Source organism: Caballeronia glebae (genome assembly GCF_001545035.1).
Lineage (GTDB): Bacteria > Pseudomonadota > Gammaproteobacteria > Burkholderiales > Burkholderiaceae > Caballeronia > Caballeronia glebae.
The window spans coordinates 1-11,323 of the sequence record NZ_FCOJ02000109.1; the positions used below are offsets into that span (position 1 = coordinate 1).

Sequence of the window (11,323 nt, forward strand, 5' to 3'; positions counted from 1 at the left end):
GGGCTGGCGAACGAGAAGCCGCTGTTGTAGTTGGAGTTGATGCCGTTGTTCTGGAAGATGCTCGCGCCGCCGACGATAGCGCCCATTTCTGCGCGGCCGAGTTCTTTGCTGACTGCGAGGTTGTCGATCTTCAACATGATGTAGCTCCTGGACTTTGGTGGGTTGGATGAGCATTAATCGTTGCGCTCGCAGCTACATATGCGAGGGCTGTGCCAGGTGATGCTAGAAGTTCTCTTCGGTTAATGTAACCCGTTGATTTTACGAAGAAATAAGTTGAATAGATGCAAATCCGGACGCATTTATAGAACGCCATCGTCAGATCGGTTGTTGGTCTGCGAAAAACAGAATCCCGAATTCTGTCGGCATCCGGCGAACAGATGCAAACGAACGACCGAAGGGCCTCCAGCATCGATCCATGACGGTGTGAATTTTCGCGCGGACGAGTGCCATCGATTAATTGGGAATCCAAACTATTGATGAAATGATGCGAACGCCCGTATCGAGAGCCGATACGGGCACGAGGCGTCGCGGTGGGAAAGGGGAGTTGCAGCGGAGAGAGAAACGAAGAAGGGGGAGAAGGAGCAGCGTTGCCCCTTCTCCCCCTCGTTGACGGACGTCTTACAGCTTGCCGCCTTCGATCAGGCTGCCGACCGAAGCGAGCGTCTTCGTGACATTCGTCAGATCGACGTTCGTGTGCGTCGAGGCATCGACTTGCGTGACGGGCGCGACGTTGGTTTGCGGGCTGGCGAACGAGAAGCCGTTGTTGTAGTTGGAGTTGATGCCGTTGTTCTGGAAGATGCTCGCGCCGCCGACGATGGCGCCCATTTCTGCGCGGCCGAGTTCTTTGCTAACGGCGAGGTTTTCGATCTTCAGCATGATGTGTCTCCTGGACTTTGGTGGGTTGGATGAGCACCAATCGTTGCGCTCGCATCTCTATATGCGAGGGCTGTGCCAGAAGTATCTGGAAGACCTGTTCGGTTAATCCAACTCTCTGAAGATGAAGGGAAATAAAGTTAGCCGCGCAATTCGTGGGCGACTCGCCGGCAATTCGCGCAAGCGCCGCTGCAGCGATTCGTCGGACGCCGGAAGACACACCGCCTCGACGTGTCGGCGCGATGCCGACAATCCGGTCGCAGGCTACAGAATCGCCATCGACTCGGTCATGTTCTGCCGCATGTAATCGAGAAAGCGCTTCTGGAACAGCATCGTGTGCTCGTGCGCGAGCTTCTCGGCGGCGTCCGCGTCCCGGCGCGCAATGGCGTCGATGATCTCGGCGTGATCGCGGCCCAGCTTCGTCGCCGACGGCGAGGACACGGTGTAGTCGAAATGCAGATGCAGCAGACGCTGCCCTTCGCCGAGCAGCCGCTCGTAATAGCCGACGAAATACGGATTGTTCGCCGCGTGCGCGATCGCCATGTGCAAGCCCTTGTTGGTCTCGGACATCGCGTTGAAATCGCCGCTGTCGATTGCCTGCATGTAGATATCGTCGGCCTTGCGGATGCGCGCGAGATCGGCTTCGCTCCGATGCAGCGCCGCGAGCCGTGTCACCGCGCGCTGGATGAGGTCCAGCGCAGAAACATACTTCGGGAATTCCTCGATCTCGAACGGCGTGACGAGCGTCGTGCGGTTCGGAAGAATGGTGACGAGACCTTCGCTGATGAGACGTGCGAGCGCATCGCGCACGGGCGAGCGTGACAGACCGAACTGCGCCGCGAGCGAGACTTCGTCGAGCGGTGCGCCGGGCTTGAGTTGCAAGGTCAGGATCTGCTTGCGTAACTCTTCGTAGATGTATCGTCCGCCATGCCGGCGGGGACCGGCTTCGGTCTCCGTGGTCCCTTTGCTCATGTATTCACCGCCGTCGTCGTGGGCCCGGAAAGACGGGCGCGCGTTCAAGTTTATCATCGTGCGCACTCCGTCTCAGGCCGCCGGAAAACCCGCGCCCCATGTATCGCTCAGCATGAATCCGGCGGCGTGCGGATCGTCCGGATCGACGCCGATCTGCTGCAATCCGTACACCCACGCGCGCCCCGTGACGCGTGGCAGCACGGCCGGTTTGCCGCCGACTTCCGTCTTGCCCAGCAGTTCGATATCGAACTCGCCGCCGATGGTCGAACGCGATTTCAGGCGGCTTCCCGTATCGACGAGTCCGCGCGCCGACAAGGTCGCGAGATTGGCCGAGCTGCCGGTGCCGCACGGCGAGCGGTCGACGCGTCCCGGCGGCAGCGTCGTGCAGGTCTGGTACAGCGTGTCGCTCACGCGGTTGCGGAACATGACGTAAGCGACTTCATCGATCTGCGGATAAAGCGGATGCCGAACGCGGACCTGTTCGTTGATGACATCCTTCAGCGCCACGCCGGAGTCGGCGAGTTCGCGCGCGTGCTGCGGCGCGATAGTGAGACCGATCTGATCGACGTCGATCAGCGCGTAATACACGCCGCCGAACGCGATATCCACCATGATCGTCCCGAAGCGCGCGGTCTCGATCGCGACGTCCAGTTGCTCGACGAACGCGGGCACCATGTCGAGCGAGACGCCCGTGCAGCGTCCGTCGCGGCAGGCGGCGCGCGCGGTGACGAGTCCCGCGGGCGTGTCGAGCACGACGGTCGTTTCCGGCTCCTTCATCTCCACCATGCCGAGTTCGAGCAAGGCCGTGACGACGCAGATTGCGTTGCTGCCGGACATCGGATGCGCCTTGTCCGATTGCAGCACGATGAAGCCCGCGTGCGCTTGCGGCTTCGTCGGCGGCAGCAGCAGATTGACCGACATCTGCAGACAGCCGCGCGGCTCCAGCGTGACGAGCCGGCGCAGACTGTCGTCCACTTCGTTGATGTAGTTCATCTTGTCGAGCATGGTGTCGCCCGGAATGCCGACGACGCCCGCCGTGATGAGCTTGCCGATTTCGCCTTCGCAATGCACGTCGACGAGTTGAAGCGTCTTTTTCCAGCGCATGATCGTTCGGCCTATTTGATGTACCAGCCCCACGGCTTGTCGCTGTCGTAGCGCGTGATCTGCTTCGTTTCGAGGTAGTTGTTCAAGCCCCATTCGCCCAGTTCGCGGCCGATTCCGCTTTGCTTGTAGCCGCCCCACGGCGCTTCGGTAAAGGTCGGCTGGCTGCAATTGATCCACACGATGCCCGCGCGCAACGCCCGCGCGACGCGCTCGCAGCGTGCGAGATCGCGCGACATCACGGCCGCCGCGAGGCCGAAGCGCGAGTCGTTCGCCGAGCGCACGGCTTCGGCTTCGTCGTCGAACGCGCGCACGCACACGACCGGCCCGAAAATCTCCTCGTTCCAGATGTAAGCGTCGGCGGGCACGTCGGCGAATACGACGGGTTCCATGAAATAGCCTCGGTCCAGATGCGCAGGCCGTCCGCCGCCCGTGACGAGGCGCGCGCCTTCGCTCAGGCCGCGCTCGACAGCTTCATGCACCTTGTCGTACTGCCCTCGGCTGACGAGTGGCCCGAGCAGCACGCCGTCCTGCAAGCCGTTGCCGATGGTGATCTTGCGTGTTTCTTCTTCGAGCCGCTCAAGCAGGCGATCGTAGATGCCGCGCTGCACGAGCACACGCGACGTCGCCGAACACACTTCGCCCTGATTCCAGAATATGCCGAACATGATCCATTCGACGGCGGCGTCGATATCGCTGTCATCGAAGACGATGAACGGCGACTTGCCGCCCAGTTCGAGGCTCACGTTCTTGATGTCGCGCGCGGCGGCCTGCATGATGCGGCTGCCGGTCGGCACGCTGCCCGTGAACGCGAGCTTGTCGATGCCGGGATGCTCGCTCAACGGCGCGCCCGCGTCGCGGCCGAGTCCCGTCACGACATTGAGCACGCCCGGCGGCAAATCCGCGTTCGCGGCGATATCGGCGAGTTCGAGCGCGGTCAGCGGCGTGAGCTCCGACGGTTTCAGCACCATCGTGCAGCCCGCCGCGAGCGCCGGCGCGACTTTCCATGCGGCCATCAGCATCGGGAAATTCCACGGGATGATCGCGCCCGCGACGCCGACCGGCTCGCGGCGCGCGACCGAACTGAAGCGCTCGTCGGACAGCGCGACGGGTGTTTCCGCGTTTTCGTCGAGCTTTTCCGCGAGGCCCGCGTAGAACTCGAAGCAACCGGCGGCGTCGCCGAGATCCCAGCGCGCTTCGGCAAGCGGCTTGCCGTTGTCGCGCACTTCGATCCGCGCGAGTTCTTCGAGACGATCGCGAATGCCCTTGCCGATACGGCGCAACACGGCGGCGCGCTCGGCGCCGCGCATGCGCGGCCACGGGCCTTCGTCGAAGGCGCGGCGCGCGGCTTTCACGGCGAGATCGACGTCCTCGGCGCTCGCCGCCGCGACGTTCGCGATGACTTCCTCGGTGGCCGGATCGATGGTTTCGAATCGGCCATGTTTGACGGGCGCGACCCAGCGGCCGTCGATAAAAAGATGTTCGTACGATTTCATGAATTCGTCTCGTCAGGAGAAGCGATACGCGCTGAACGGTTCGAGGTTTTGCTTCGTCGCGCGGCCCGCGACCATGTCCGCGATCAGGCGTCCGGTCGTCGCGCCGAGCGTGAGTCCGAGCTGGCCGTGGCCGAATGCCATGTAGACGTTGCCGAGCCTGCGCGAGCGGTCGATGACGGGCTTCGTGTCCGGCATGAACGGCCGATAGCCGACGCCGTATTCGACCTGCGATGTCCGCATCTGCGGCAGCACGCGCTTGGCCTTCTCAAGGATGATGTCCGCGCGTCTGAAGTCCGGCTTCGCGCCGTGGCTCGCGAACTCGATCGTGCCGCCGATCTGCAGGCCGCGCGTCATCGGCGTGAAGCAGAAGCCGCCGTCCGCATAGATGATCGAATGGCGAATCTCCACGCCCGGGTCCGACACGACCGCCTGATAGCCGGCGATGCCCGCGAGCGGCAGGTTCACGCCGAGCGCATCGAAGAAGCGCCGCGCGCCGGTGCCTGCCGCCACGACGACGTGCCGCGCCGCGATGCGCTCGCCGTTCGCCAGCGTGACGCCGGTCGCCTGTCCGTTCGATTCGTCGATACCGCGCGCTTCCGTGCGCACGCGATGTCCGCCCTGCGCGATGAAGCTTTCGGTCAGCGCCGCGATGAAGCCCATCGTGTCTTTCACCGCGCGCCAGTCGTCGAACTTCAGGCCGTGCGCGAACTTGCCCGCGAGCGCGGGTTCGAGATCGCCGATATCTTTCGCGTCCAGCCGCTGCACCTTGAAACCAAGCGATTCGCGCAGCGCGACATGCGGCGCTTCGTGCGTCAGCGCGGCCGGATCGTCGAAGACTTCGAGAACGGGGCGCTCGCCCATCAGGGTCTTGTCGCCGCATGCTTCGAGAAGAGGCGCGTAGTCGGCGTAGACATCGCGTGTGAGCGTGGCCATCGACTGGGCGATCTCGACGATCTTCGCGTGTCGCGCGCACATGAGAAAGCGCACGAACCACGGAACGATGCCCGGCAGCGCGCCCGGACGCAGCGCGAGCGGCCCTTTCTGATCCATGAGCCAGCCGGGTATCTTCATCAGGATGCCGGGCTTCGAAAGAGGGATGACTTCGCTCACCGCCATCTGGCCGCAGCTCCACTTCGCCGTGCTGTTGCCGGGCGCTTCGGGGTCGATCAAGGTGACGGCATAGCCGCCGCGTTGCAGATAGAGCGCGCAACATACGCCGACGATGCCGCCGCCGATCACCACGGCGGTTTCCTGGCTGAACGAGAGCGGATCGTGCGCGGAGACTTCGCGAGGAACGGCGTTCACTTCACATACTCCTGCAGGCTGAATCCATGAGCGTAAGGTTGCGAGTCGTCGACATGATATTGCGCGCGGCCCGTGAGAAACGCGCGGCCTTCGACGCTGGGCAGAATCGCATCGAGGCCATTGTGCAGTGTCGTCGTCGCTTCGACTCGTCCGATGAAACGGCTTCCGATCAGGCTCTCGTGAACGAACGGCTGTCCGATATCGAGCAGCCCGCGCGTGTATCGTTGCGCGACGCGGGCGGACGTGCCGGTTCCGCACGGCGAACGATCGATCAGGCTATCGCCCGCGATAACAACCGCGCGCGCGTCGGCGTCGTTCGATAACGGCGCGCCCGTCCACATCGTGTGATGGACGCCGCGAATGCCGGGATGATCGGGATGAATCACGTCGATTGCCGCGTTGACCGCCGCTTGCATCTGCCGGCCCCAAGCCAGCAGTTCATCCGGCGTGAAGTGCTCGCAGCCCGGAAAATTCGCCTGCACGTCGACGATCGGATAGAAGTTGCCGCCGTATGCGATATCGATGACAAGCTTGCCGAAGTGCGGATGCGCGATCTCGACATCGCGATGCAGCAGGAAGCTCGGCACGTTGATGAAGCGCACCGACGACACGCGCTCGCCGTCCATTTCGTATGTCGCGGTGAGCTTTCCGGCGGGCACATCGACGACGACCGTGCCCGGCGATTTCGGCCGGATGAGACCGGCTTCGACAGCGAAGGAGATCGAGCCGATCGACGCGTGACCGCACATCGGCAGACAGCCCGAGGTCTCGATGAAGAGCAGGCTCATGTCCGCATCGGCGGAAATGGGCGGATACAAGATCGTGCCCGACATGTGCGCATGTCCGCGTGGCTCCAGCATCAGCGCGCGGCGAATCCAGTCGTGACGCTCGACGAACATCTTGCGGCGCGCTTCCATCGTCGCGCCCGCGAGCGGCGGCGCGCCGTCGATCACCATGCGCACCGGCATGCCTTCGGTATGTCCTTCGATGCTCTTGAAGTTATGTTTGCTCATCGGGATATCCCGCCTGATTGAATACGCCGGCGCGTCGCCGCGCCGGCATCGCATCACTGCTGCGCCGCTTCGAATACCTTGCGGAACGCGGCCTTTTCTTCATCGGTCAGCGGTTGCAGCGGCATGCGCGCGGTGCCGACCTTGAAGCCCGCTAGCTCGCAGCCGTACTTCACTTTCTGCACGAACTTACCGGCTTCCATCGTCGCCATGACGGGGAAGAGCGAGCGCATGACGTTCTGCGCGCCGCGAATGTCGCCCGCTTCGAACTTGTTGTAGAAATCGACGACCGGCTTCACGAAGCAGTTCGCCGGACCGCAGATCCAGCTCGACGCGCCCCACAGGAAGAAGTCGAGCGCCTGATCGTCGGAGCCGCAGGAAAGCTGATAGTGATCCTTGTACTTCTCGCCGATCTCGATCGCGCGCAGCAGATCGCCGCTGCTTTCCTTGATGCCGACCACACGCGGATGGTCCTTGAATGCTTCCAGTACTTCGAAACCGACTTCAACGTTCGTGCGCACCGGATAGTTGTACAGCACGAGATCGACATCGGGCACGGCCTTGAGAATGGTTTCGTAATGGCCGATCAATTCCTGTTGCGACGGCAGCGCATAGTACGGCGGCGCGATGAGCACCGTCTCGTAGCCGGCGTCGCGCACCAGTTGCGTCTGCTCGATAACTTCGCGCGTACATGAACCGTTCGCGCCGCCTATCAGCGTGCCGCGTCCGCCGACGACTTCGCGCACGGTCTTCAGGATCGCGCGGCGTTCGTCGTGCGTGAGCGCGTAGTACTCACCCGTCGAGCCGAGCGGAACGAAGCCCGTAACGCCCGCCTTGAGCTGGAATTCGAGGATATTCGCGAGGGTGTCGTGATCGACCGCGCCGGAAGCGCCGAACGGCGTGACGAGTGCGGGAAGAATGCCTTTCATCTGCATGAGTTGCTCCACTGAACGAAGAGTCGTTGATTGAAATTAGTAGGCATAGCGCCTGAGCAAACGCGTTTCGACCACGCCGACGAGACGCGTGAGCGGAAAGGCGACGAGGAAGTAAATGAGCGCGACCGTCGTCAGAAACTCGACCGGTTTGGCCGTGCTGTTCGAGATGTTCTGGCCGACGAACATCAGGTCCGCGACACCCACCGACGAGATGAGCGCGCTCTCCTTGAACAGGCTGACCATGTTCGAAAGCAGCGGCGGAATCGCACGCAGCAGCGCTTGCGGAAAAATCACGTAGAGGATCTTCGCGTGCGGCGAGAGACTCAATGCGATGCACGCGTCGTGCTGCTCGGCGGAGATCGATTTGAGCGCGCCGCGGAACGTTTCGCTCGTAATCGCGGCCATGTAGAGCGTCAGCGAAATCACGACGGATAAATACGGCGGAATCGGAATCCGGAACACGACCGGAAAGCAGAAGAACACCCAGAAGAGCTGGATCAGGAGCGGCGTGCCGCGAAAGAACTCCACGTAAAGCGTGGTGACGGCTTTCATCCCGCGCGAGGGCGACATGCGCAAGAGGCTCAGCACGAAGCCCGCGAGACTGCCGATCACCGCGCAACTGCTGGTGAAGGCGATGGTCAGGCCAAGTCCCTTGAGCAGCACGAGCCAGTAGGGCAAGACAGCGGCAAAGTCGAGATGCATGTTCGTCTCCTCAACGCTCGATCGCGAGATCCTGGCGGCGCTCGATCACGTGAACGAGTTTCGCAATCGGCAGCGACAGCGCGAAATAGATCAGCGCGACGATCGTGTAGGTTTCGAGCGGCCGATACGCTTCGGTCGCGAGGCTCTTGCCGACATACATCAGGTCCGCGACCGCGACGATGGCGACGAGCGCGCTCTGCTGCAAACTGCCGATACCGTTGGTCATGAGCACCGGCATCGAAGTGCGTAGCGCTTGCGGCAGAACCACGTACACGGTGCGTTGCCACGGCTTGAGGCCGAGCGCGACGCACGCGTCGAGATGTTCCTTCGGCACCGCCTGAACGCCCGCGCGATACGCTTCCGCATTGAACGCGGTGAGATTGAGCCCGAGCGCGAGCACGCCCATCAGGATCGGGTCGATGAAGACGTCGATCATCATCGGGACGCAGTAGAAGAACCACACGATCTGCAACAGCGCCGGCGTGCAGCGGAAGAACTCGATGAACAACTGCGCGGGCCAGCGCACGGCGGTCCACCGGCTCATCGCGAGAAGGCACAGCGCGAAGCCGAGCGCGAGCCCCATGATGTTCGACGCGATGGCCAGCTCGATCGTCACTCTGAGGCCATCGAGCAGCGCGCCGAAGCTGCCTTCGAGAAAGCGGAAGTCGAAGTGATAGTTCATGTTCAACCTCAATCGAGATGCAGCACTTTGTCGAGGAATTCGCGCGTGCGAGCCTGCTTCGGGCACTTGAACATTTCGGCGGGCGCGCCTTGCTCGACAATCTTGCCGCTCGCGCAGAACACGACGCGCGTCGCGATATCGCGCGCGAAGTGCATGTCGTGCGTGACGATGATCATCGCCATCTTCTGTTCGGCGAGTTGCAGCATCACGTTCTGCACTTCGATGACCATCTCCGGATCGAGCGCGGATGTGACTTCGTCGAACAGCATGAGCTTGGGTTCGAGCATGAGCGCGCGCGCAATCGCGACGCGTTGCTTTTGCCCGCCCGAAAGCTGGCTCGGATACGCGTGCAACTTGCTTTCGAGACCGAGACGCGCGAGATACGTGCGTGCGCGCTCCGTTGCTTCGGCCCTCGACAAACCGCCCACTTTCGTCGGCGCGAGGATCAGATTGCCCAGCACGGACAGATGCGGAAAGAGCGTGTAGTGCTGAAACACCATGCCGATCTGCTTCTGCAGCCGGGCGTCGATGCGTTTGCCGCGTCCCGAATCCGCGCCGGCGATATACGGCTTGCCCTGGAAGCCGATCTGTCCACTCTGAATGCCTTCGAGACCCATCATCACGCGCAATAGCGAACTCTTGCCGCTGCCGCTCGGGCCGATGATGACGAGGCGATCGTCCTCGCGCATGTCGAGGTTCATGTGGTCCATCACGACCAGGTTTTCGCCGTAGGACTTGTAGACGTCCTTGAACTGCACGAACTCTCCGGAGATCGAAGGCGAAAAATCGATCTCCGCCGGCGGGACATCGTGTTGAGCAATCATGGTTTGAGATGACAGCATGAGATCTCTCCAGCATGCGCGCCCGAAGGCGCATGGCTCGCAAATGGCAACGTGATTAGTAATCCTGCTCTAATTGGACGGGACCGTGGCGCGGTTCGGCGCATCACATTACTTGTTGGCGACCAGCATGGCTTGTACGGAGGTCTTGATGAGCTTGTCGACCGCGCCGGATTTCACTTGCGCGTTGACGTAGTTGTTGAGGACCGTGAGATCGGCGGCGGACGTTTCCTTGCGCAGGCCGAACGCGACTTCCTGTTGCGCGAGCGGCGGCGTCGGCTGAATGGCGGCTGCCCAGTCGGGATGCGCTTCGGTCAGCAGCATGTTCGTGATGTTGGCGTCGGCGAGCAGATCGGCGCGCTTCGACATGAGCGCGAGGCGCGTCTCGTCGTTGCCGGGCAGACGCATGATGCGCGCCTGCTTGAATGCCGCCGAAATGGCCTTGTCCTGCGCCGTGCCCGACATGACGGCGATGGTCAGATCGGACTTGTCGATGTCGGCGATGCCGTGCGCGCCTTTCGGAACCTTCGGGTTGTTTTTGTTATAGACGAACGACACGTTGTAGTCCGTCGCGGGCGTCGAGAACGACACGGCTTTCTCGCGCTCGGGCGTCTGGTTCAGCGCCATCGACAGATCCCACTTGTCCGACTGCAAGCCGGCGACGATGTTGTCCCACGTCGTATCGACGAATTCGACTTTTACCTTAAGGACGTTCTGGCCGAAGTTGCGGCACAGATCCGCGAAGAACCCGCTGTATTCGCCCGTCTTCGGATCGCGCATCACATACGGAGGCGCAACCGCCGCGCCGCAGCGAAGGACGCCGGCCTTTTTCACGCCCTGCCAGGCGCTGGTGTCGTCCGCGCGAGCCGGAGCGTGAACGACGGCGAGCGCGGCGAAGGCCAAACAAGCAAACGCGCGACAGGTGAAGCGAGACAACTGAACCATGATTCGACTCCCGAATAAGAGTAAACACGCATCAACGGCCTGAATCTGCATCACACAAGCTTGCGTATCTGAATGTGTGCAGCGATGTATGCAGTGTAGGGAATCAAAAAAGTGACTGTCAACTAGGCGATTGCCCTTAGCGTCGAAAAATTGGAGTGAAGGGTGGCCGCGTGAATCCGCGCATTGCGCGCGAGGGCCTGACATTCGATGACGCGCCGAGCGACGCGACGTGCGGTGAGAGGGAGAAGGAAACGTCGAGGTTCCTTCTCCCTTCGAGGGATGACGCTTACAGCTTCACACCGATGAGTTCGCTGCCCACGGTGGAGAGCGACTTCGTGATGTTGGTCAGATCGACGTTCGTGTGCGTCGATGCATCGACCTGCGTCACGGGCGCGACGTTGGTTTGCGGGCTGGCGAACGAGAAGCCGCCGTTGTAGTTGGAGTTGATGCCGTTGTTCTGGAA

11 protein-coding genes are annotated in these 11,323 nt (G+C 62.2%); all 11 read right to left on the bottom strand.

Going from position 1 to position 11,323, the window contains the following annotated elements; all coding sequences use genetic code 11:
• Positions 1-618: 618 nt before the first annotated feature.
• Positions 619-876 (bottom strand): hypothetical protein, encoded by a 258-nt coding sequence (locus AWB82_RS35325; protein ID WP_086973903.1) that lies wholly within the window; start codon positions 874-876, stop codon positions 619-621.
• Between the two features lie 261 nt (positions 877-1,137).
• Positions 1,138-1,845, bottom strand: coding sequence for a GntR family transcriptional regulator (locus tag AWB82_RS35330; protein ID WP_200818280.1), 708 nt, complete (start codon positions 1,843-1,845; stop codon positions 1,138-1,140).
• Positions 1,846-1,917: 72 nt separating this feature from the next.
• On the bottom strand, positions 1,918-2,949 hold the full coding sequence (locus AWB82_RS35335; RefSeq protein ID WP_086973904.1) for a proline racemase family protein: 1,032 nt from the start codon (positions 2,947-2,949) through the stop codon (positions 1,918-1,920).
• A gap of 11 nt (positions 2,950-2,960) precedes the next feature.
• On the bottom strand, positions 2,961-4,442 hold the full coding sequence (locus AWB82_RS35340) for an aldehyde dehydrogenase family protein (RefSeq protein WP_086973905.1): 1,482 nt from the start codon (positions 4,440-4,442) through the stop codon (positions 2,961-2,963).
• 12 nt (positions 4,443-4,454) lie between these two features.
• Positions 4,455-5,747, bottom strand: a complete 1,293-nt coding sequence (locus AWB82_RS35345; protein ID WP_086973906.1) for an NAD(P)/FAD-dependent oxidoreductase — start codon at positions 5,745-5,747, stop codon at positions 4,455-4,457.
• Complete coding sequence (locus tag AWB82_RS35350) at positions 5,744-6,760, bottom strand: 4-hydroxyproline epimerase (RefSeq protein WP_086973907.1); 1,017 nt, start codon at positions 6,758-6,760, stop codon at positions 5,744-5,746. The genes AWB82_RS35345 and AWB82_RS35350 overlap by 4 nt, the downstream gene beginning before the upstream one ends.
• A gap of 53 nt (positions 6,761-6,813) precedes the next feature.
• Positions 6,814-7,692, bottom strand: a complete 879-nt coding sequence (gene dapA, locus AWB82_RS35355) for a 4-hydroxy-tetrahydrodipicolinate synthase (protein WP_086973908.1) — start codon at positions 7,690-7,692, stop codon at positions 6,814-6,816.
• A 36-nt stretch (positions 7,693-7,728) separates the two neighbouring features.
• On the bottom strand, positions 7,729-8,394 hold the full coding sequence (locus AWB82_RS35360) for an amino acid ABC transporter permease (RefSeq protein WP_086973909.1): 666 nt from the start codon (positions 8,392-8,394) through the stop codon (positions 7,729-7,731).
• A gap of 10 nt (positions 8,395-8,404) precedes the next feature.
• Positions 8,405-9,076, bottom strand: coding sequence for an amino acid ABC transporter permease (locus AWB82_RS35365; protein WP_086973913.1), 672 nt, complete (start codon positions 9,074-9,076; stop codon positions 8,405-8,407).
• Positions 9,077-9,084: 8 nt separating this feature from the next.
• Complete coding sequence (locus AWB82_RS35370; RefSeq protein ID WP_086973910.1) at positions 9,085-9,918, bottom strand: amino acid ABC transporter ATP-binding protein; 834 nt, start codon at positions 9,916-9,918, stop codon at positions 9,085-9,087.
• Between the two features lie 108 nt (positions 9,919-10,026).
• Positions 10,027-10,860: a substrate-binding periplasmic protein gene (locus tag AWB82_RS35375; protein ID WP_086973911.1), complete on the bottom strand. Its 834-nt coding sequence runs from the start codon at positions 10,858-10,860 to the stop codon at positions 10,027-10,029.
• Positions 10,861-11,323 lie beyond the last annotated feature (463 nt).

Bases quoted from the DNA above. Each gene is read 5' to 3' on its own strand.
- AWB82_RS35335 (WP_086973904.1), bottom strand. From the start codon at position 2,949: ATGCGCTGGAAAAAGACGCTTCAACTCGTCGACGTGCATTGCGAAGGC.
- AWB82_RS35370 (WP_086973910.1), bottom strand. From the start codon at position 9,918: ATGCTGTCATCTCAAACCATGATTGCTCAACACGATGTCCCGCCGGCG.
- AWB82_RS35360 (WP_086973909.1), bottom strand. From the start codon at position 8,394: ATGCATCTCGACTTTGCCGCTGTCTTGCCCTACTGGCTCGTGCTGCTC.
- AWB82_RS35365 (WP_086973913.1), bottom strand. From the start codon at position 9,076: ATGAACTATCACTTCGACTTCCGCTTTCTCGAAGGCAGCTTCGGCGCG.
- AWB82_RS35350 (WP_086973907.1), bottom strand. From the start codon at position 6,760: ATGAGCAAACATAACTTCAAGAGCATCGAAGGACATACCGAAGGCATG.
- AWB82_RS35375 (WP_086973911.1), bottom strand. From the start codon at position 10,860: ATGGTTCAGTTGTCTCGCTTCACCTGTCGCGCGTTTGCTTGTTTGGCC.
- AWB82_RS35330 (WP_200818280.1), bottom strand. From the start codon at position 1,845: ATGAGCAAAGGGACCACGGAGACCGAAGCCGGTCCCCGCCGGCATGGC.
- AWB82_RS35340 (WP_086973905.1), bottom strand. From the start codon at position 4,442: ATGAAATCGTACGAACATCTTTTTATCGACGGCCGCTGGGTCGCGCCC.
- AWB82_RS35325 (WP_086973903.1), bottom strand. From the start codon at position 876: ATGCTGAAGATCGAAAACCTCGCCGTTAGCAAAGAACTCGGCCGCGCA.
- dapA (WP_086973908.1), bottom strand. From the start codon at position 7,692: ATGCAGATGAAAGGCATTCTTCCCGCACTCGTCACGCCGTTCGGCGCT.